This is a genomic window from Thermus sp. KWY1 (assembly GCF_057547025.1).
The window spans coordinates 1-18,975 of the sequence record NZ_BAAJPG010000023.1; the positions used below are offsets into that span (position 1 = coordinate 1).

Below are 18,975 nucleotides of genomic sequence, written 5' to 3' on the forward strand. Positions count from 1 at the left end.
TTGGGTACGGGACGTTCTCCTCCACGAGGATGCCTGCCAGGTGCGGGGGGTGGGGGCACAGGTCTTGGCGGCCCTCCGGGCCTTTCTGGTCTCCATGCTTCACCGCCAAGGGGTCAGGGAGAAGAAGGCGGCCTTGGAGGCCTTCTCCTTCAACCCCCTCTCCGCCCTGCGCTTCCTGGGGCTCTATGCGGCATAGCGGTCAAGTCTGCCTCGCGGGCTCCTTCCCCCACCCACGCATTGTAGCCCGTATACTTAGGCCATGCGCGGCCTTTCGCAAAGGGTTAGGGCCATGAAACCCTCGGCCACGGTGGCGGTGAACGCCCGGGCCCTGGAGCTTAGGCGCCAGGGGGTGGACCTGGTGGCCTTGACGGCGGGGGAACCGGATTTTGACACCCCCGAGCACGTGAAGGAAGCAGCCCGGCGCGCCCTGGCCCAGGGGAAGACCAAGTATGCGCCCCCGGCAGGGATTCCCGAGCTTCGGGAGGCCCTGGCGGAGAAGTTCCGAAGGGAGAATGGCCTTGCCATCACCCCGGACCAGACCATCGTCACCGTGGGGGGGAAGCAGGCTCTGTTTAACCTCTTCCAGGCCATCCTGGACCCCGGGGATGAGGTGATCGTCCTGGCTCCTTACTGGGTGAGCTACCCGGAGATGGTGCGCTTTGCCGGCGGGGTGCCGGTGGAGGTGGAAACCCTTCCCGAGGAGGGCTTCGTGCCCGACCCCGAGCGCGTAAAAAGGGCCATCACGGCCCGCACCAAGGCCTTGGTGGTGAACTCCCCCAACAACCCCACGGGGGCGGTCTATCCTCGGGAGGTCCTCGAGGCCCTGGCCCGGCTTGCCCTGGAGCACGACTTCTACCTGGTTTCCGACGAGATCTACGAGCACCTCATCTACGAGGGGGAGCACTTCTCCCCGGGGCAGCTGGCGCCTGAGCACACCATCACCGTGAACGGGGCGGCCAAGGCCTTCGCCATGACCGGCTGGCGCATCGGCTACGCCTGTGGCCCCAAGGCGGTCATCAAGGCCATGGCGGACGTTTCCAGCCAGTCCACCACCAGCCCCGACACCATCGCCCAGTGGGCCACCCTCGAGGCCCTCACCAACCAGGAGGCCTCGAGGGCCTTTATCGAGATGGCCCGGGAAGCCTACAGGAGGCGGCGGGACCTTCTCCTTAAGGGGCTTTCCGAGATCGGGCTGAAGGCGGTGCGCCCGAGCGGGGCCTTCTACGTCCTCCTGGACACCTCCCCCTTCGCCGAGGACGAGGTGAAAGCAGCGGAAAGGCTCCTTGAAGGGGGGGTGGCGGTGGTGCCGGGCACGGACTTCGCCGCCTTTGGGCACGTGCGCCTCTCTTACGCCACCAGCGAGGAAAACCTGAGGAAAGCCCTGGAGCGCTTTGCGCGGGTTTTGCAAAGAGTCTAGGCCCTTAGGTTCCATCCCAGACCGGGAGGGCCTCCAGGGAGAAGCGCCTTAGGGCCTTGGGGTCGGAAAGCCGCTTGCTGGCATCCAGGATTTCGATGCCCAAGAGTTTTCCCTCGGCATCCCAGTCCAGGGCAATGCCTTCTCCCACCTCTTCCACGGTGGCCGGCCCCTCGCCGAAGGCGATGTACAGGGCATCGGCCTCGGGGTCATAGGTGATGCGCATGGTTTTCCTCCTTCAGTCCCCCCTTGGGCAGGAAGTAAACGTACACCGTGATGACCACGATGGCGTCCGCTTCCTCAACGAATATGGGGCGCACCTGTTTTCTATTGTAGCGCCTTCCGTTCCAAAAGCCCTCAAAGGAGACCTCCAAAAGACATTCCCATCGTCCCCTGGTGGTGGGCTTCCAGGGAGCTACCCGGATGCAGGTAATCACTTCTTCCACCGTGGTTCCCCGGGCCAGACGTAGCCTGGCGTGTTGGGTAAAGCGAATGGGTTTGTCCCGGGCTTCCATGGGCTCTAAAAGCGGCGCTTCCGCCTGGGAGCCAGGAGGAGCAGGGCCGCCCCCACCGTCACGCACACATCCGCCAGGTTGAAGACGGGGAAGGTGGCGATAAGAGGGATGGAGGTTCCCAGGTCCAGATAGTCCACCACCCAGCCGCGGCCCAGGCGGTCTATCCCGTTACCCAGAGCCCCCACGGTGATGAGGGAAAGGGCCAGGGTTTGCCAGAAGACATAGCGCCTTCGGGCCAGAAGGTAAAGGAGGAGGGTTCCCACCCCCAGGCTGAGCCACCCCAGGAGGAAGGCCCGGCCCTCGAAAAGGCCAAAGCCCGCCCCCGTGTTCTTGACCAGGGTGAGGTAGAGGAGGTCTCCCAGAAAGGGCCTCGGCACCGGGGAGAGGTTTTCCAGGGCCCAGAGCTTAAGGATCTGGTCAAAGGCGAGGAGGAGGGGCACCAGGATCGTGGGCATCCCCTAGAGTCTACCCAATGCCCCCCTTTGTGCTATACTCCATAGGGTTTGCCTTCGGGCACGGGAGGGTCTTATGTCCAAGGTGTGCGAGATTAGCGGAAAGAGGCCCATCGTGGCCAATAGCATCCAAAGGCGGGGTAAGGCGAAGCGGGAAGGGGGCGTGGGTAAGAAGACCACCGGCATTTCCAAGCGTCGGCAGTACCCCAACCTGCAGAAGATCCGCGTCCAGGTGGCCGGCCAGGAGATCACCTTCCGGGTGGCGGCGAGCCATATTCCCAAGGTTTACGAGCTTCTGGACCGGGCCAAGGGGCTTAAACTGGAGGGCCTTTCCGCCAAGGAGATCAAGGAAAGGCTCTTGAAGCTACTCTAAGGCCTTCCTCCCTTGGAAAAGCCCCCCTTGGGGGGCTTTTTTTGTAGCATGGGTTCATGGTCTGGAAGCCGGGGCATTATCTCCTTCTGGCCCTGGCCCTCTACAGCCTGGTGGTCACCCTGGGGTTTTCCCTAAGGGGAAGGCAGCTTGCCAGTCTGCGCCAGGAGGTGGGGATTCTAAGCCAGAAGGCGGCCCTGGCGCCCGAGGGGTATGTTCTTCCCCTACCTGGGGCCTGCCTGCCCACCAGGCCCGAAAACCTCCCGGGTGCGCCCCGTCCCTACCGCAAGGGGATAAGCGCGGGCTTCGTGTTCATCCAAGGGGATGCCTGCGTGCCCGTGGTGCGGGGGATGGGGGTGGTGGCCGCTTTTGGGGGAGAGGTGGTGAGGGTGGAAGGGGATTACAAGGAGCCTTCTGCTGAGGAGTACCAGAGGCTTCTGGAGGCGGTGCGAAACGGGGCTTCCCCGGAGCAGATGGACCTCTTGCGGGGCCTCGAGGTCTGGATCCGCCACCCGGATGGCCGCACCAGCGTCTACGCCCACCTCGAGGGGCCCTACCCTGGCCTCAAGGTGGGGCAGAGGGTGTACCGGGGGGATCCCGTCGGCTATGTGGGCAGCACCGGGCTTATGGGCGGGGCTCCCAGGCTTCTTTTTGAGATCTGGGAAGGGGAGCCCGACCGGGGAAGGTTCCTCTTTCAGGGCCTGTCCCGGGAGGAGCTCCTCGAGGAGGCCAAGGCCTTTTTCCGCTTAGAATAGCCCCATGCGCGAGGCTTTCGCCCGGGTATGGGAGAACCCGTATGTGCGGGTTCTCGTTTACCTCCTTTTCTTCTTCCTCCTCTACCGCTTTCTCCTCCGGGCCTGGCCTGCCCTTTCCATCCTCCTCACCGCCTTTGCCATCGCCTACCTCACCCATCCCGTGGTGCGCTTCTTTGAAGCCAAAAGGCTTCCCCGGCTTCTGGGGGTGGTCCTGGTCTACCTGGGCCTGGGCCTTTTCCTGGGCCTCGCCTCCTTCCTCACCGCCCAGACGGTGCTGGAGCTCTCCCGCCTGGCTCAGGAGCTTCCTGCGCTCCTGGATCCCTTCCTTTCGTGGCTGCTGGACCTGCCCAATCGCGTTCGGACCATACCCATTCCCGAAACCCTAAGGCCCGTGCTGGCCGAGGCCAGCCGTAACCTCCAGGGCCTTTTGCAGGGATTTTTGGAAACCCTGGTTCGCTGGCTTCAGGGGCTTCTCTCCCAGGGGGGCAACCTCCTGGGCTTTTTCACCTCCTTGCTGGGCGGCATCTTCCAGCTCCTCACCGCCCTCACCCTTTCCATCTACTTCCTCTACGACCTGCCGCGCCTGGCCCAGGCCGCCCTGAAGGTGTTCCCGGAACCCTACCAGCCCCTGGTGGCCGAGCTGGCCCATAAGCTGGACCAAAGCGTGGGGGGGTATGTGCGGGGGCAGCTTTTGGTGGCCTTTCTGGTGGGGCTTCTTGTGGGGGTGGGGCTATGGCTGGTGGGGGTTCCCCTGGCCGCCAGCCTGGGTTTTCTGGCCGGGGTCTTTAACCTGATCCCCTTCGTGGGGGTGATTGTCTCCGGGGTGCCCGCCCTGCTCCTGGCGGCCACCGGGGGGTGGGGCAAGGTGCTTTTGGCCCTTTTGGTCCTCTGGCTGGCCAACCAGCTGGAGGGGAACCTCCTCGGGCCTTTCATCGTGGGCCGCTCCACCCGGCTTCATCCGGTGACCGCCATCGCCGCCATCTTGGTGGGGGCCACCCTTTTTGGCCTCTGGGGAGCGCTTTTAGGGGTCCCTACGGCTGCCTTCCTCAAGGTGCTTTTGGAGGAGTACTACAAGAAAAGCCGGTTCTACCGGGAGGGCTAGGTTATAGCCGGGGTCCCCGCCTTGGCGAAGCCAAGGTGGGGTGGCCTCACCGGGGTCCCCGCCCTGGCGCAAGCCAGGGCGGGGTGGCTTTACCAGTGCCCCCCCGCCGCCATGGCCTCCCGGAACCAGGGGGGTATCTCCTTGCCAAAACGCCTTTCGGCAAACTCCCGGGCAAAGGCCCCGTAGCTTCCTTGGCGGATGGCCTCCCGGGCCCTTTCCGTGAGGCGGTGCAGGAAGCGGAGGTTGTGCAGGGAAAGGAGGATGCCTCCAAGCATCTCCCCGGCGCGCACCAGGTGGGCGATGTAGGCCCGGCTGAAGGTTTGGCAGGCGTAGCAATCGCAGCCCTCTTCCAGAGGCCGTTTGTCCTCCAGGTACTGGGCGTTTTTCAGGTTTATTCGCCCTTCCGGGACCAAGGCCGAGCCGAAGCGGCCCGTGCGGGTGGGGTAGACGCTGTCAAAGAGGTCTACCCCTAGGCCCATGGCCGCCACCAGGTCCTCGGGGTGCCCCACCCCCATGAGGTAGCGGGGCTTTGCCTCGGGAAGGATCTCCGTGGAGAGGGCCACCATAGGGAACATCTCCTCCTTGGTCTCCCCCACGGCTAGGCCCCCGATGGCGTAGCCGGGAAGATCAAAGCGCAGGGTTTCCCGGGTGGCAAGGGCCCTAAGCCCGGCATCCGTCCCTCCCTGGGCGATGCCGAAGAGGGCCTGGTCGGGCCGGGTTTTGGCCTTCAGGCTCCGCTCCAGCCAGCGCAGGGTGCGCTCTAGGGAAGCCTTCAGGTATTCGGGGGAGGACGGGTAAGGAGGACACTCGTCAAAGGCCATGATGAAGTCTGCCCCCAGGGCTTCCTGGATAGCGATGCTTCGTTCCGGGGTGAGACGGATCAGGCTTCCATCCAGGTGGCTTTGGAAGACCACCCCTTCCTCGTCAATGCGCCGCAGGTGCCCCAGGCTCATCACCTGGAACCCCCCGGAGTCCGTAAGCCAAGGGCCATCCCAGCCGGCAAAGCGGTGCAGTCCTCCCAGGGCCCTCACCCGCTCGGGCCCCGGACGGAGGAGGAGGTGGTAGGTGTTGGCCAGGAGCACCTGGCTGCCGATGGCCTTCAGGTCCTTGGGCAAAAGCCCCTTCACCGAGCCCTGGGTGCCCACGGGCATGAAAAGAGGGGTTTCCACCCTTCCGTGGGGGGTGGTGAGAAGGCCTACCCGGGCCCGGCCAGAGCGGGCTTGGATGGCGAAGCAAAAGGGATCCATCAGGCTTTGGAAAAGCGCCGCTCCACGTAGTCTTCCAAAAGGGCCAGGAAGTCCTGGGCCAGGTTCTCCCCCTTGAGGATGGTGAGGAGCTTCCCATCCGCGTAAACCGGGGCCTTGGGCTCTTCCCCGCTTCCCGGCAAGGAGATGCCGATATGGGCGTGGCGGCTCTCCCCGGGGCCGTTCACCACGCACCCCATCACCGCCACCTTGAGCTCCTCCACCCCCGGGTACTTCGCCCGCCATTCGGGGAGCCTGGCCCTCAGGTGGGCGTTTACGGTTTCCGCCAGTTCCTGGAAGAAGGTGCTGGTGGTGCGGCCGCACCCCGGGCAGCTGGTGACCTCCGGGGCGAAGCTTCTAAGGCCCAGGGCCTGGAGGATCTCCTGGGCCACCTCCACCTCCTTGGTGCGGGGCTCCCCGGGGGCCGGGGTGAGGGAGATGCGGATGGTGTCCCCGATGCCTTCCAGAAGCAGGGGAGCAAGGGCTGCGGTGCTGGCCACGATCCCCTTCACCCCCATTCCCGCCTCGGTAAGGCCCAGGTGAAGGGGGGCTGGGGTGCGGCGGGCCAGCTCCCGGTAGACCCATACCAGGTCCGGGGCCTTGGACACCTTGGCGGAAAGGACGATCTTATCCTCCCCTAGACCCAGCTCCCGGGCAGCCTCATAGGCCCGCACGGCGCTTTCCACCAGGGCTTCCAGGAGGACCTCGTGGGAGCTTTTGGGCTCAGGGCGGCGGGCGTTTGCCTCCATGAGCTCGGTGAGGAGGGCAGGGTCCAGGCTTCCCCAGTTGGCCCCGATGCGCACGGGCTTGCCCAGGTCCAGGGCGATCTTTACCATCTCGGCGAAGTTCTCGTCCTTATGCCGCCCCCGGCCCAAGGTGCCCGGGTTGATGCGGAACTTGTCCAGGGCCTCGGCCATTTTAGGGTACTTCCTGAGGAGCAGGTGGCCGTTGAAGTGGAAATCCCCCACCAGGGGCACCTCCACCCCCTCCACGAGGAGCCTTTTCCTGATCTCCGGGACGGCCCGGGCCGCCTCCTCGTCGTTCACCGTGAGGCGCACGATCTCGCTTCCCGCCCGGTAGAGGGCCAGGATCTGCGCCGTGGTGGCCTCCACATCCTGGGTGGGAGTGTTGGTCATGGACTGCACGGCCACGGGGTGGGCGCCCCCTAAGGGAACGCGTCCCACCCAGACCGTAGGGGTAGGTCGCCTCATCCTTCCTATGGTAGCGGAAGGGAAGCCTACGGGCTAAGCCCTGGCGACGGGGGCTTCATTCCAGCTCCATCCCCATGATGTGGTACCCGGCGTCCACGTAGACCACTTCCCCGGTGATGCCGCTGGCCAGGGGTGAGAGGAGGAAAAGCCCCAGGTTCCCCACCTCCTCCTGGGTGATGTTGCGCTTGAGGGGGGCCACCTGGGCCACCTGGTCGTACATCTTCATGAAGCCCGGGATGCTCCTGGCGGCCACGGTGCGCACGGGGCCTGCGGAGATGGCGTTCACCCGCACCCCCCTGGGGCCAAGCTCGTAGGCCAGATAGCGGACGCTGGCCTCGAGGGCCGCCTTGGCGATGGCCATCACGTTGTACCTTGGCACCACCTTCTCGCTGGCGTAGTAGGTGAGGGTGACGAGGCTTCCCCCTTCCCGGAGGAGGGGTTCTGCCCGCTGGGCCACGGCCACCAGGGAGTAGGCGGAGACCTCGAGGGCCAGAAGCCAGTCCTGGCGTTTCGTGTCCAGGTACCGCCCCTCCATGGCCTCCCGGGGGGCGAAGGCGATGGCGTGGACCAGGTAGTCCAGCTCCCCCCAGGCCTCCTTGATCCCGGCGAAAAGCCGGTCCAGCTCCTCGTCCTTGGTGACGTCCGCCTGGAAGGTGAGGGCCTTAAGGGGAGCGGCCAGCTTCTCCACCTCCTCCTTGAGCCTTTCCCCCTGGTAGCTAAAGGCCAGCTCCGCCCCTGCCTGGTGGAGCTTCTCGGCGATGGCGTAACCCAGGCTCCGCTGGTTGGTGACGCCCATGATGAGGGCTTTTTTGCCGGAAAGGTCCAGGGTGAGCATGGGGGGATTATACCCAAGGGTTAAGGGACCCTGCTTAGGGTGAAGGGGAGCTTTGTTGTTCCACGTTTTCCAGAAGAAGAGACCAGGCTTCCTTCAGGGACAGGACCCATACCCCCCGTATCTTCCGCCCCATGAGGGAACCGAAATGCTTGCGGTCACCGGTGACGAGAAGGTCCGCCTTGGCTGCCCAGGCGGCCGCCAGAATGGGAGCGTCCTTCGGGGGCAACCCCTCCTTCAGGGCCTGGCGTACCAGGCGGATGGGTGCCTCGGGAACCCGTTCTACCCTGAGGGATAGTTCCTCAAGGGCCTTGAGGGTTTCCGGCCGCTTTAGGCTTAGGTTTCTTCGGGCTTCCTCCAGGGCGTGTGAGGAGGTTAGGAGATGGACTCCTGCCCTTTGCGCCAGGAGGAAGAGGCTTCTGGCCCTTCCCTCCTGCCAGGCTGCGGCGAAGAGGACATTGGCATCCAAAAAGAGGCGCATCAGCGCTCGCCCAGGACTTTGGCCAAGCGTTCCCTTTCCTCCTGAGTAAGCTGGTCCTCCTCCAGAAACTCTCGGATGCGGGCCTGGGAATAGATCTCCACGGGATAGACCCCGGCGGGCCGAAGCACGATGGCTCCCTCAGGGGAAAGCTCCACCAGGAAGTAGGCTTCCCCCTCGAGGCCCAAGGCCTTGAGGAGGCGCTTGGGAATGGAAACCTGTCCCTTGCGGCTGAGCTTGGCGAGCTCCATGCCTTTAGCTTACCCGATTTCCCTGAAATTTGGTTTCCTTACTTTCGGTAAACCGAAGGCTGGAGCTCGGCAATTTTGGGATAGGCCGACGGCCCCGGTTTCAACTGGAGGCCGGGGTTTGCTCGGCCTGGTACCTGGCCAGCCAAGCGTTGAGGGTGGCCGGGGAAACCCCGCGGATGGCCTCCACCTTGCCGTTCCACTCCAGGACCACCCCGGCGGTGGGGCTTCCCACCAGCTCGCTGATCTTCCTGGCCGCTTCCGGGTCCTGCCGGGCGTTGACGAACTCAAAGGGCACGCCCTTTTGCGCCAGGAACATCTTCACGATCTCGCAAGGACCGCAGCCGGGGATGCCGTAAAGCCGCACCATACCCCACCATGGTACCACAAGGGCTCCTTCCAGGGAGGTACAATAAAAGCATGGGGGAGGTTTCGGATAAGACCCACTATGTGGTGCAGGTGGGATCTAAGGGTCGAGTGGTCCTCCCGGCGGAGGTGCGGGAAGCCCTGGGGCTTAGGGAGGGGGATCGCCTCCTCTTGCGCTGGCGGGAGGAGGGCACCCTCGAGCTGGTGAGCTTCCGCGAGGTGGCCCATCGGGCCAGGGGCCTTCTCAAAGGCCTGGCGCCAGGGGTGAGCCTGGTGGACGAACTCATCCGGGACCGGCGGGAGGAGGCCCGGAAGGAGGACCTGGAGTGAGGGCGGTGCTGGACGCCTCGGCCTTGTTGGCCCTGCTTTTGGATGAACCTGGAGCCCAGCGGGTGGAGGAGGCCCTAGCCGAGGGAGCGGCGATAAGCGCTGTCAACCTGGCGGAGGCGCTTTTCAAACTTGCCGAACGGGGAGGGGATCCCAAGGGGGTTCGGGATCGGTTGAAGCGGGAAGGGATTCTGGGCGAGGTCCTGGTGGTCTTCCCTTTTACCGAGGAGGATGCCCTTGGGGTGGCCCGCCTTCGCCCCCTCACCCGCTCCTTGGGGCTTTCCCTGGGGGATAGGGCCTGCTTGGCCTTGGCCCAGCGCCTGAGCCTGCCGGCCCTTACCGCCGACGCTTCCTGGGGTGCCCTTTCCCTGGGGGTGGCCGTGGAGGTGGTGCGCTAGCCGGCTAGAATGTAGGCCATGCGCCTGGTGGACCGCCACCCCGAGGTGGATCTGGAAAGACTTCTGCAAAGCTTTGTGCCCCCACCCCGCTTCCGATCCGCCACCTTCGCCACCTATCGGCCCGATCCCCGCTATCCTTCCCAGACCCTGGCCAAGGAGCGCCTGCGACGATGGATCAAGGACCGCCCCCGGGGCTTCCTCCGGCCCCGGCTTCCCGGCCCCCAAGGGCTCTACCTGGACGGGGGCTTTGGCGTGGGGAAGACCCACCTCCTGGTGGCTGCCTACTGGGAGGCTCCGGGCCCTAAGGCCTTCCTCACCTTTGAGGAGCTCACCTACACCCTGGGCCTCATGGGGCTAAGGGAAGGGGCTAGGCGCTTTGCCGCCTTGCGCTACCTTTTCCTGGACGAGTTTGAGCTGGACGACCCCGGCAACGCCCAGATGATCACCCACTTCCTGGCCCTCACCATGGATAGGGGCCTGCGGGTGGCCACCACCTCCAACACCCCGCCCGGGGCCTTGGGGGAAGGGCGGTTTAACGCCGAGCAGTTCAAGCACCAGATCCAAAGCCTCGCCCGGCGCTTCGCCGTGGAACGCATCGAGGGGGAGGATTTCCGCCACCGCGACCCGGACCGGTTTCCCGAACCCCTTTCCGATTGCAGGCTCCTTGCCCTCTACCGGGAGGACCCCCGCCGGAAGACCCTGGACGCCTTTCTTGAGGTTCTCGCCCACCTGCGCGCCTTACACCCCATCCGCTACCGCTACCTGCTGGATGGGGTGGAGGCCGTCTACCTTAAGGGCCTCGAGGCCATCCCCGACCAGAACGACGCCCTCCGCTTCGTGCACTTCGTGGACCAGGTGTACAACCTGGGGGTGGACCTCCGGGCCTCCGGGGTACCCCTCAAGGAGGTGTTTCCCGAGATCTACCGGCACGGGGCCTTTGCCAAGAAGTACGGCCGGGCCCTTTCCCGGTTGGCGGAGCTTTTGGGGTAGCATGGGGGCATGGAGCTGGCAGAAAGGCTTTCAGAACTGGCCCAGGCCCTATCCCAGGCCAGCGCCGCGGTGGGGATCCTCGAGGCCATAGAGGAGGTCTTGGACGATTACCAGGACGGGGAACTCTCCCTGGAAGAGGCCATGGAGGAGATCCAGGGCCTGGTGGAGGAGTTCCAGGCGGTCCGGGCCCTTTCCGAGATGACCCCAGAGGAGCTCATGGCCCTGGCCGAGGAGGAAGAGGAGGAAGAAGAAGGGGGCTTGAGGTCTTAATGAAGGTCACGGCCATCGTCCTGGACTCGGTGGGCCTGGGGTATCTGCCGGATGCCCCCTTGTTCGGGGACGAGGGGGCGGACACCCTGGACCACACGGTGCTGAAGACCGGGGTGGAGCTTCCCCACCTGGCCGCCTTGGGCCTGGGGTGGGTTCCCGGGGTCCACACCCTTCCCCGGCCTGAGCCCCAAGGGGCCTTTGGCCGCATGCGGGAGGTGAACCCCGGCAAGGACACCACCACCGGGCACTGGGAGTTCGTGGGGGTGTACCTGGAAAAGCCCTTCCGCACCTACCCGGAGGGCTTCCCCGAGGAACTCCTTAGGGCCTGGGCCGAGGCCATCGGGGTGAAGGGATGGCTTTTGAACCGGCCCTATTCGGGCACCGAGGCCATACGGGACTACGGCGAGGCCCACCTGAAGACGGGTTTCCCCATCGTCTATACCTCCGCGGATAGCGTCTTCCAGGTGGCCGCCCACCTGGAGGTGGTGCCCCTGGAGGAGCTTTACCGCTATTGCCAGGTGGCCCGGGAGATGCTGGTGGGCGAGCACCAGGTGGCCCGGGTCATCGCCCGGCCCTTCGCCGGGGAACCCGGGAACTTCTACCGGCGGGAGGATTTGCGGAAGGACTTCGCCTTAGAGCCTCCCAGGAACGTTCTGGACCTCCTGAAGGAGGGGGGCCTCGAGGTGGTGGGGGTGGGGAAGATCCCCGACATCTACGCCCATAGGGGCTTCACCCGGGAGGTGAAGACCAAGGACAATGCCGACGGCCTGGAGAAGACCCTGGCCCTCATGCAAGAGCCTTTTTCCGGCCTCCTCTTCGCCAACCTGGTGGACTTTGACGCCAAGTACGGGCACCGGAGGAACCCGGAAGGGTACGCCCGGGCCCTTAAGGAGGTGGACGATTTCCTTCCCAGGCTTATGGAGGCCCTGGGCCCGGAGGACCATCTCTTTCTGGTCTCCGATCACGGCAACGACCCCACCTTCTTCGGCACCGACCACACCCGGGAGTACGGGATGCTCCTCTGGGTGGGCCCGGGGGTGAAGGGGGACCTGGGTACCCGGGAGAGCTTTGCGGATCTGGGGGCCACCTGGGCCAGGCTGTTTGGCCTCACCTGGGAGGGCCCTGGGAAAAGCTTGGTGTAGGCCATGCCCCTCACCTGGCGCGACGTCCTGGATATCCTTCTCGTCGGCATCCTCTTTTACTACCTCTGGCGCCTCATGGCGGGAACCCGGGCCCTGAACCTGGTGCGGGGGGTCTTGGTCTACCTGGCGGTCTGGTTTCTGGCCAGCCTTCTTGGGCTTTCCACCCTTTCCTGGCTTTTGGGGAACGCCGCCACCCTAGGGGCCTTCGCCCTGATCGTGGTCTTCCAGCCGGAACTCAGGGGGCTTTTGGAGCGCATCGGCCGACCTCAGGGGCCGAGGGCTCCTTCTTTGGCCCTGGAGGAGCTCCTCTTGGGCCTAGCCCGGCTTTCCGAGAGGCGCTACGGGGCCATCCTGGCCCTGGAAAGGCGCACCCCCCTGGGGGAGTATGCGGCCACGGGGGAGATCCTCGAGGCCAGGCTTTCCGCCCGGCTACTCCAGACGGTGTTCTACCCCGGCACGCCCTTGCACGACGGCGGGGCCATCCTGAGGGGGGATCGGCTTTTCGCCGCGGGGTGCGTCTTTCCCCTCTCCGAGGCCCGCATGGGCCTGGGCACCCGGCACCGGGCGGCCTTGGGGCTTTCCGAGGTTTCCGATGCCCTGGTGATCGTGGTGAGCGAGGAAACAGGGGCCATAAGGCTGGCGGAGGGGGGAAGGCTTTCCCCGCCCATGAGCCTCGAGGCCCTGCGGGAGAAGCTGAAGGAGGTGCTCCGTGCGTGACTGGGGGAGCTTCCTCATCGCCCTTTTGGCGGCTTTTGCCGTCTGGTACTCCTTAAGGGAAAGGGCCCCGGTGGTGGAGCGGGCGGTGAGCGTGCCCCTCCAGGTGGTGGGCCTGGGGAGGGAGCGCACGGCGGAGGGAGTGCCCAAGGAGGTCATGCTACGCCTGAGGGGGCCAGCTCCCCTGGTGGAGGGGGCCAGGCTTCCCGTGTCCGCCTACCTGGACCTCTCCGGGGCCGAGGGGGCCTTTTCCCGGGAGGTGCGGGTGGCCGTGCCCCAGGGGGTGGAGGTTTTGGAGATCCGCCCCGCCCGGGTGGAGGGCCGGGTGGAGGCCCTCCTCACCCGCACCCTGCCGGTGGAGGTCCTTTCCCAGGGGGCATGGGTGGAAACCCAGCCCGCCTTTGTGGAGGCCAAGGGGCCGAGAAGCCGGGTGGAGGAGGCGGTGGTGGCCTTGGGCCTGGACCTTGGAGGGGATACGGTGGCCCTTACCGCCTTTGGCCCCCAGGGGCCCCTTCCCGGGGTGGAGCTTCTTCCCGCCCAGGTGCAGGTGGTGGCCCGGGAGGCCCCCCTTTTTCGCAAGCAGGTTCCCCTGGTTCTGAAGCCCCCGGCAGGTTTAAAGGTGGTGGACTATGCTCCCAGGGCCGTGGAGGTGGTGGGACCCAAGGAGGCTTTGGCCGGCTTGACCCAGGTGGAGGCGAGGCTGGAAGGAGGCTTCCGCCCGGGAGAGGTTTCGGCCCCCTTGATCCTTAACCTGCCTCCGGGGGTGAGGGTCTTGGGGGAGGTTTTGGGTAGGGTGCGGCTTGCGCTAGAATAGGTGGGATGATCTACCCCATCCGCCTTTACGGGGACCCGGTGTTGCGCAAAAAAGCCCGGCCCGTCCAGGATTTTCAGGGCCTCAAGAAGCTTGCCGAGGATATGCTGGAGACCATGTTTGAGGCCCGGGGAGTGGGCCTGGCCGCACCCCAGATTGGGCTTTCCCAGCGCTTCTTTGTGGCGGTGGAGTACGCCGATGAGCCCGAGGGGGAGGAGAGGCCCCTCCGCGACCTGGCGCGCCGGATTTACGTGGTGGCCAACCCGGTGATCACCCACCGGGAGGGGGAGGTGGAGGGGCTGGAAGGGTGCCTCTCCCTCCCTGGCCTCTACGCCGAGGAGGTACCCCGGGCGGAGCGCATCCGGGTGGAATACCAGGACGAGGAGGGAAGGCCCCGCGCCCTGGAGCTGGAGGGGTATATGGCCAGGGTCTTCCAGCACGAGATTGACCACCTGGACGGTATCCTCTTCTTCGAACGCCTGCCCAAGGCCAAGCGGGAGGCCTTCCTGGAGGAAAACCGGGCGGAGCTGGCCCGGATGCAGAAGGAGGCCAGGGCGCTTTTGAAGGAGCTTTCCCAGGGATGAGGGTAGCCTTCTTCGGCACGCCTGCCTGGGCGGTGCCGGTTTTGGATGCCCTAAACCGCCACCACCAGGTGGTCCTGGTGGTTACCCAGCCGGATAAGCCCAAGGGCCGGGGCCTCAAGCCCGCTCCCAGTCCGGTGGCGGAGTACGCCTTGGCCCACGGGCTTCCCCTTTTGAAGCCCGAACGCCTTAAGGGGAATCGGGAGTTTCTGGAGGCCTTTAAGGCCGTGGCCCCGGAGGTGGCGGTCACCGCCGCTTATGGCAAGATCCTTCCCAAGGAGGTCCTCGAGGTTCCCCCCTTGGGATTTTTGAACCTCCATCCCTCCCTTCTTCCCAAATACCGCGGCCCGGCCCCGGTGCCCTGGGCCCTCATCCGTGGGGAAAGGGAAACCGGGGTGGCCATCATGAAGACCGAGGAGGGCCTGGACACCGGCCCTCTTTACGCCCTCTGGCGCACGGAGATAGGCCCGGAGGAGGATGCGGTGGCCCTTTCCGAGCGCCTCAGGGACAAGGGCATTGAGCTTCTCCTTTGGGTTTTGGAAAACCTTCCCCACCTCACCCCCACGCCCCAGGAGGGCGAGGCTTCCTATGCCCCCCTCCTCACCAAGGAGGAAGGGCGTATCCGCTTTGCGGATAGCGCCCAGGCCATCTACAACCGCCACCGGGGGGTGCAGCCCTGGCCGGGAAGCTACTTCTTCCACGGGGGCAAGCGGGTGAAGGTCCTGAGGATGCGCCCCGAGCTGGGGGTGGGGGAGCCTGGGGTGGTGCTGGGAGTGGACCGGGAAGGGGTCTTGGTGGGTACCGGGGAGGGAGCCATCCGGCTTTTGGAGGTCCAGCCCGAGGGAAAACGCCCCATGCCCGCCGCTGACTGGGCGCGGGGGTATGGGGTGGGGCCGGGTACCCGCTTGGAATGAGGGAACTCCCCAACCTGGTTTAGCCGGGTTGGGGCCTTAAAACTCCTCGTCCCACTCCACGATGGTTTCGCTGGTGAGGGTGGTGGCGGATGGCCTTTGGTCTTGGGTGGCGATTACCTCCCGCCCCCGCTCCTTAAGAAGCCCGAACTGGGCGGCGATGCCCCTGAGGCCGGCCGCGCTGAAGGCCACCACCAGGAAGATGGCGTTCCCCCAGGCCAGGTAAGGCACCAGGCCCTGGCCGATGGAGAGGTTGCTCAGGAAGGCCAGGAAGGGCGCACCCCCGTAGTCGGCCATGATGGCGCCGAAGTAGGAGAGCCCCTCCACCACGATGGGCAGGAAGAGGAAGAGAAAGGCCAGGGCCAGCAGGTTCCAGTAGACGTTTCGCCCCCCGAAGGTGAGGCGGATCAGGTAGAGGGGAAACAAGCTTAAAGCCGCGGCCAGGAGAAAGAGGACAGCCCGGGGGATACCTGCGCTAAGGGTGAGCCAGAGCTTGAAGGAAAGCCAGGGGGTGGAGGCGGGACCTTGGGCGAACTGCCTCTTTAGTTCCTCGAGGCCTTCGTATACGGCGAACACATCCAGGGTGCGAAGGCCCGTTGCCGTGGAGAGGTGGATTAGGCTGGAGCTTACCTGCTGGGTGAGCTCGGGATTGATCAAGGAGAACAGGGGTTCCAGCTGCACCTGAAACCGCCAGAGCGTCCTTTGCAAGTGCTCCCTGGCCAGGTCGGGATTGGCCCTACCCAGGGCGTTGGCGGCAAGCCCCACCTCCAACAAGACCTGGTCTACGGCGTCCAGGAGCTCAAAGTTGTAGTTGTATCCCAGGTTGTGGGCTTGCTGGCGGAACCGTCTGGCGGTTTCGGGGTCCATCCAAGGGGGCGTGCGGAAGGTTTCCACCGTGGCCACCGCATCCGGAGAGGAGGAAGGTGCAGGGGAGGCCTGGGGGGCGGGGGAAGTGGGAGCGGAAGGCGAAGGGGCAGGGGGAGAGGGGGAGGAAGCCGCTGGAGGCGTGGTGGAGGGTTTCCCTGCAGGGGAACCCGTGGGGGATTGGGCTGGTGCGGGTGGAGGTGCGGACGTAGCCATAGGGGAAGGCGCCACCAGGGTTTGCAGATGCTTCCGCCAGGCCAGGGTCTTTTCCTGCAAATCCCTTACCGAGGGTCGGAAGTCCTCCCCGCTGGAGACCTTGCCCAGCGCCTGGATGAAGTCCTGGGCTTTAAGGGTGCTTTGGGGGCTATCCTGGATCACCAAAAAGCGGGCGTAGGCCCGGGCCAAGGCCAGGTAGGCCTGGGGTCGGGAGCCGGCGGAAAGAGCCTGGCCCAGGTCCTCGGTCAGGAGTTGCAGGTAGCTGGCTTCCAGCCTGCGCCGGGCTTCTTCGGGCGCCAGGTTTTCCGCTCCCTGGGCCAGGGACTGGGATAAACCGGTGGCCCGGACCAGGCGGGTGAGGTAAGGGGCTTTTTGGCCAGCGGGAGCCTGGAAGAAACCATCGTAAAGGGCCTTACCCAGCAGGTGGCGCACCAGGAGGAGGCGAGCCTCGAGGTCCACCCGGCTTTGCCTAAGCACCGCCTGCCGGGCATCCTGCAGGTGCAAGAGGGTGGCGTCGCGCAACACGGGGGGAAGCCCCTCGCTTTCCTGGCGCAGAAGGCTTTGCGCCCGGTCCAGGGCGGCAAGAGCCTGGGTGGGGCTCTCCAGACGCACCTGCCTTAGGGCTTCCTCCAGGCGGTCGTAAACCTGGGGCAGGGGGGCGGCCAAGGCCAGAAGGCTGAGGAACCAGGCTAGGGCTAACCATCGTTTCATCCGCTGACCTCCGCTAGGGATATGAGCCGCCTCAAGGCGTGAAGGAGGCGGCCGATGTTGGCTTCCTTTCTGGCGAGAAGGCCGATGTATCCCTGGGCCAGGGGTCTTAAGGCCACGATTTCCCTCTCCAAAATGGCGTAGAAGACCCCATATCCCTGGCGCCTGAGAAGGGGGTAGGCCAGGTCCAAGGGGACGGGCTCCCCGGAAAAAAGCTCCTCCTTGCCGTTTTTACCCGCCACCACCACCCCCGTCACCCCCTCCAGGCGGGCAAGCCTTTTGGCCAGGTGCTGGCGGGCCAAGGGATCCTCGAGGTCCACGGCCTCCACGGGTAGCTCTTCTTCCCCGGTTTCGGTGGCCTCGGCTTCCGCCACCTGGGAAGCGGCGAGCTCCCTCCATTCCCGGGCCAGGGCCTTAAGCTCGGGGGGCATTTCCCGGAAGGGCAGGAGGCGGCGGAGCTCAGGCCAGAGGGTTTCCTCTAGAAGGTGCGCCCACTCCCCTGGCGAGGTGGGCCTCCTCTGGGCCAAGGCCCGCCTCAGCAGGTTTTCCGCAGCCCGGGGGGAAACATACCGGCTCAGAACTTCCAAAAGGCTTTCCTCGTTCACCGCCATAGAGGGCACCCTGGGGCTTGCCAATCTGCCCTTCAGAGTGTACCATAACCTCTGCCCGAGGGATCGGGCAAAAGCCGCTGGGGTGTCGTCTAACGGCAGGACAGCGGACTCTGGATCCGCCGGTCGTGGTTCGAGTCCACGCACCCCAGCCAAAACCTGGCCCCATCGACTAGTGGTTAGGTCACCGCCCTTTCAAGGCGGCGGCGGGGGTTCGAGTCCCCCTGGGGTCACCAGAAGCAGTCCGAGCCGCGCGCGGCCCCATCGTCTAGAGGCCTAGGACACGGCCCTCTCAAGGCCGAGACGGGGGTTCGAATCCCCCTGGGGTCACCAGATGCGGCTCGGATTGCCTTTATGCCCGGTCCAGATTTCCCTTGACGGATGCCCCGGGCCTGGGGGAAACTGGGTGGGCTATACCCCCACTAGGTATGTGAGGGGTGTAACCTGGACGAAGGAGGAGGGATCCATGGAGTTCACCCTCACGGGGCTTGCGGGAAGCGGGGAAAAGGAGGAGCGGTACGATGTGGTCATCATCGGCGGCGGGCCTGCGGGCCTCACCGCGGGGATTTACGCCGGACGGGCCCAGCTGAAGACCGTCATCCTGGAAAAGGGCCTGCCCGGAGGGCAGATCGCCCAGACCGACGAGGTGGAGAACTACCCGGGTTTCCCCGAGGGCATCTCCGGGCCGGAGCTGGCCAGCCGCATGGTCCAGCAGGCGGAGAAGTTCGGGGCCAGGATCGTCATGGACGAGGTGCTGGGCCTCGAGGCCCAGGACGGGGGTTTCCTGGTGCGGGGGTTTGAGCGCTCCTACTTCGGGCGCGCGGTCATCATCGCCACCGGGGCCAATCCCAGGAAACTCGGGGTGCCCGGGGAGGAGAGGTTCTATGGCCGGGGGGTATCCACCTGCGCCACCTGCGACGGCTTCTTCTACCGCGACAAGGAGGTGGTGGTGGTGGGGGGTGGGGATGCGGCGGTGGAGGAAGGGCTTTTCCTCACCAAGTTCGCCCGCAAGGTAACCCTTGTCCACCGCCGGGACGAGCTGAGGGCCAACAAGGTGGCCCAGGCCCGGGCCTTCCAGAACCCCAAGATGCACTTCCTCTTCTCCCATATCGTCACCGAGGTCCTGGGGGAGGACCAGGTCACGGGGGTGCGGCTTAAGAACCTGAAGACGGGGGAGGAATACGTCTACCCCACGGATGGGGTCTTCGTCTTCATCGGCCACGAGCCCAACACCGCCTTCCTCAAGGGGGTTGTGGAGCTCAGGCCCGATGGCTACGTGGCGGTGCGGGATGAGGTGTTCACCTCGGTGCCCGGCATCTTCGCCGCCGGGGATGTGGCCGACCCCATCTACCGCCAGCTCACCACCAGCGTGGGGGCAGGTACCCGGGCGGCCATGATGGCGGAGCGCTACCTGGCGGAGGCCCACGAGAAGGTGAGTTAGGGCTTGG

25 protein-coding genes, 3 tRNA genes and 1 pseudogene are annotated in these 18,975 nt (G+C 65.5%); 18 read left to right on the plus strand and 11 right to left on the minus strand.

Going from position 1 to position 18,975, the window contains the following annotated elements; genetic code table 11:
• Together AC27GT_RS06610 and aspC are read left to right on the plus strand one after the other, a co-directional pair.
• Positions 1-196, plus strand: a pseudogene (locus tag AC27GT_RS06610) (transposase); the annotation flags it as partial.
• A 63-nt stretch (positions 197-259) separates the two neighbouring features.
• On the plus strand, positions 260-1,417 hold the full coding sequence (gene aspC / locus AC27GT_RS06615) for an aspartate/prephenate aminotransferase (RefSeq protein ID WP_287930752.1): 1,158 nt from the start codon (positions 260-262) through the stop codon (positions 1,415-1,417).
• Positions 1,418-1,421: 4 nt separating this feature from the next.
• Here the strand turns inward: aspC and AC27GT_RS06620 are convergent, their stop codons facing one another.
• From AC27GT_RS06620 to lspA, 3 genes are read right to left on the minus strand one after another with little or no spacing between them, the layout of a single operon-like run.
• Entirely contained in the window at positions 1,422-1,640 is a 219-nt protein-coding gene (locus AC27GT_RS06620; protein WP_015718308.1) for a DUF2283 domain-containing protein, read from the minus strand.
• Positions 1,624-1,929: a DUF4258 domain-containing protein gene (locus tag AC27GT_RS06625; RefSeq protein ID WP_054391531.1), complete on the minus strand. Its 306-nt coding sequence runs from the start codon at positions 1,927-1,929 to the stop codon at positions 1,624-1,626. Before AC27GT_RS06625 ends, AC27GT_RS06620 begins: the two co-directional genes overlap by 17 nt.
• Before the next feature lie 5 nt (positions 1,930-1,934).
• On the minus strand, positions 1,935-2,384 hold the full coding sequence (gene lspA, locus AC27GT_RS06630; protein WP_015718307.1) for a signal peptidase II: 450 nt from the start codon (positions 2,382-2,384) through the stop codon (positions 1,935-1,937).
• 73 nt (positions 2,385-2,457) lie between these two features.
• Here lspA and rpmB point away from each other — a divergent pair, with 73 nt between their 5' ends.
• The 3 genes from rpmB to AC27GT_RS06645 are packed head-to-tail and all read left to right on the plus strand — an operon-like array spanning position 2,458 to position 4,608.
• Positions 2,458-2,754 (plus strand): 50S ribosomal protein L28, encoded by a 297-nt coding sequence (rpmB, locus tag AC27GT_RS06635; RefSeq protein ID WP_015718306.1) that lies wholly within the window; start codon positions 2,458-2,460, stop codon positions 2,752-2,754.
• A 56-nt stretch (positions 2,755-2,810) separates the two neighbouring features.
• A complete protein-coding gene (locus AC27GT_RS06640) occupies positions 2,811-3,506 on the plus strand; it encodes a M23 family metallopeptidase (protein WP_015718305.1) in 696 nt (231 codons plus the stop codon).
• Between the two features lie 4 nt (positions 3,507-3,510).
• Entirely contained in the window at positions 3,511-4,608 is a 1,098-nt protein-coding gene (locus AC27GT_RS06645) for an AI-2E family transporter (protein WP_015718304.1), read from the plus strand.
• A gap of 89 nt (positions 4,609-4,697) precedes the next feature.
• On the opposite strand, the gene tgt is transcribed toward AC27GT_RS06645, so the two are convergent.
• The 6 genes from tgt to AC27GT_RS06675 form a co-directional block, all read right to left on the minus strand.
• On the minus strand, positions 4,698-5,855 hold the full coding sequence (gene tgt, locus AC27GT_RS06650) for a tRNA guanosine(34) transglycosylase Tgt (protein ID WP_038029944.1): 1,158 nt from the start codon (positions 5,853-5,855) through the stop codon (positions 4,698-4,700).
• Positions 5,855-7,063 (minus strand): flavodoxin-dependent (E)-4-hydroxy-3-methylbut-2-enyl-diphosphate synthase, encoded by a 1,209-nt coding sequence (ispG, locus tag AC27GT_RS06655; protein WP_487223766.1) that lies wholly within the window; start codon positions 7,061-7,063, stop codon positions 5,855-5,857. Before ispG ends, tgt begins: the two co-directional genes overlap by 1 nt.
• A gap of 55 nt (positions 7,064-7,118) precedes the next feature.
• Positions 7,119-7,898 (minus strand): enoyl-ACP reductase FabI, encoded by a 780-nt coding sequence (locus tag AC27GT_RS06660; RefSeq protein WP_487223767.1) that lies wholly within the window; start codon positions 7,896-7,898, stop codon positions 7,119-7,121.
• 34 nt (positions 7,899-7,932) lie between these two features.
• Positions 7,933-8,376 (minus strand): PIN domain-containing protein, encoded by a 444-nt coding sequence (locus AC27GT_RS06665; RefSeq protein WP_487223768.1) that lies wholly within the window; start codon positions 8,374-8,376, stop codon positions 7,933-7,935.
• Positions 8,376-8,624 carry an AbrB/MazE/SpoVT family DNA-binding domain-containing protein gene (locus tag AC27GT_RS06670; RefSeq protein ID WP_487223769.1) on the minus strand — a complete coding sequence of 83 codons (249 nt, stop codon included), beginning with the start codon at positions 8,622-8,624 and terminating at the stop codon, positions 8,376-8,378. The genes AC27GT_RS06665 and AC27GT_RS06670 overlap by 1 nt, the downstream gene beginning before the upstream one ends.
• A 100-nt stretch (positions 8,625-8,724) precedes the next feature.
• Positions 8,725-8,991, minus strand: coding sequence for a glutaredoxin family protein (locus AC27GT_RS06675; protein ID WP_015718298.1), 267 nt, complete (start codon positions 8,989-8,991; stop codon positions 8,725-8,727).
• 50 nt (positions 8,992-9,041) lie between these two features.
• Between AC27GT_RS06675 and AC27GT_RS06680 the strand changes: the two genes are divergently transcribed.
• Genes AC27GT_RS06680 through fmt form a run of 9 tightly spaced genes read left to right on the plus strand, consistent with a single transcriptional unit; the run spans position 9,042 to position 15,134 of the window.
• Positions 9,042-9,317: an AbrB/MazE/SpoVT family DNA-binding domain-containing protein gene (locus AC27GT_RS06680; protein ID WP_219758864.1), complete on the plus strand. Its 276-nt coding sequence runs from the start codon at positions 9,042-9,044 to the stop codon at positions 9,315-9,317.
• Positions 9,314-9,712, plus strand: a complete 399-nt coding sequence (locus tag AC27GT_RS06685) for a type II toxin-antitoxin system VapC family toxin (protein WP_487223770.1) — start codon at positions 9,314-9,316, stop codon at positions 9,710-9,712. The genes AC27GT_RS06680 and AC27GT_RS06685 overlap by 4 nt, the downstream gene beginning before the upstream one ends.
• A gap of 18 nt (positions 9,713-9,730) precedes the next feature.
• On the plus strand, positions 9,731-10,702 hold the full coding sequence (gene zapE / locus AC27GT_RS06690) for a cell division protein ZapE (RefSeq protein ID WP_487223771.1): 972 nt from the start codon (positions 9,731-9,733) through the stop codon (positions 10,700-10,702).
• Between the two features lie 9 nt (positions 10,703-10,711).
• A complete protein-coding gene (locus tag AC27GT_RS06695; RefSeq protein WP_038029936.1) occupies positions 10,712-10,972 on the plus strand; it encodes a hypothetical protein in 261 nt (86 codons plus the stop codon).
• Positions 10,972-12,114: a phosphopentomutase gene (locus tag AC27GT_RS06700; RefSeq protein WP_487223772.1), complete on the plus strand. Its 1,143-nt coding sequence runs from the start codon at positions 10,972-10,974 to the stop codon at positions 12,112-12,114. The genes AC27GT_RS06695 and AC27GT_RS06700 overlap by 1 nt, the downstream gene beginning before the upstream one ends.
• Positions 12,115-12,117: 3 nt before the next feature.
• Complete coding sequence (cdaA, locus tag AC27GT_RS06705) at positions 12,118-12,831, plus strand: diadenylate cyclase CdaA (protein ID WP_038070685.1); 714 nt, start codon at positions 12,118-12,120, stop codon at positions 12,829-12,831.
• On the plus strand, positions 12,824-13,642 hold the full coding sequence (locus AC27GT_RS06710) for a CdaR family protein (RefSeq protein ID WP_487223773.1): 819 nt from the start codon (positions 12,824-12,826) through the stop codon (positions 13,640-13,642). The genes cdaA and AC27GT_RS06710 overlap by 8 nt, the downstream gene beginning before the upstream one ends.
• A gap of 5 nt (positions 13,643-13,647) precedes the next feature.
• Positions 13,648-14,223, plus strand: a complete 576-nt coding sequence (def, locus tag AC27GT_RS06715; RefSeq protein WP_015718290.1) for a peptide deformylase — start codon at positions 13,648-13,650, stop codon at positions 14,221-14,223.
• Positions 14,220-15,134: a methionyl-tRNA formyltransferase gene (gene fmt, locus AC27GT_RS06720; protein WP_487223774.1), complete on the plus strand. Its 915-nt coding sequence runs from the start codon at positions 14,220-14,222 to the stop codon at positions 15,132-15,134. The genes def and fmt overlap by 4 nt, the downstream gene beginning before the upstream one ends.
• Before the next feature lie 36 nt (positions 15,135-15,170).
• Here the strand turns inward: fmt and AC27GT_RS06725 are convergent, their stop codons facing one another.
• Complete coding sequence (locus AC27GT_RS06725) at positions 15,171-16,922, minus strand: hypothetical protein (protein ID WP_487223775.1); 1,752 nt, start codon at positions 16,920-16,922, stop codon at positions 15,171-15,173.
• Positions 16,919-17,530: a hypothetical protein gene (locus AC27GT_RS06730; RefSeq protein ID WP_253269368.1), complete on the minus strand. Its 612-nt coding sequence runs from the start codon at positions 17,528-17,530 to the stop codon at positions 16,919-16,921. The genes AC27GT_RS06725 and AC27GT_RS06730 overlap by 4 nt, the downstream gene beginning before the upstream one ends.
• Positions 17,531-17,608: 78 nt before the next feature.
• Here AC27GT_RS06730 and AC27GT_RS06735 point away from each other — a divergent pair.
• The 4 genes from AC27GT_RS06735 to trxB all read left to right on the plus strand — a co-directional run bounded on the left by AC27GT_RS06735 (position 17,609) and on the right by trxB (position 18,968).
• A tRNA-Gln gene (locus tag AC27GT_RS06735) sits at positions 17,609-17,682 on the plus strand.
• A 6-nt stretch (positions 17,683-17,688) separates the two neighbouring features.
• Positions 17,689-17,763: transfer RNA gene (locus tag AC27GT_RS06740), tRNA-Glu, on the plus strand.
• Between the two features lie 21 nt (positions 17,764-17,784).
• A tRNA-Glu gene (locus tag AC27GT_RS06745) sits at positions 17,785-17,860 on the plus strand.
• Positions 17,861-17,993: 133 nt separating this feature from the next.
• Positions 17,994-18,968 (plus strand): thioredoxin-disulfide reductase, encoded by a 975-nt coding sequence (gene trxB, locus AC27GT_RS06750; RefSeq protein ID WP_487223776.1) that lies wholly within the window; start codon positions 17,994-17,996, stop codon positions 18,966-18,968.
• The last annotated feature ends 7 nt before the right edge of the window (positions 18,969-18,975 follow it).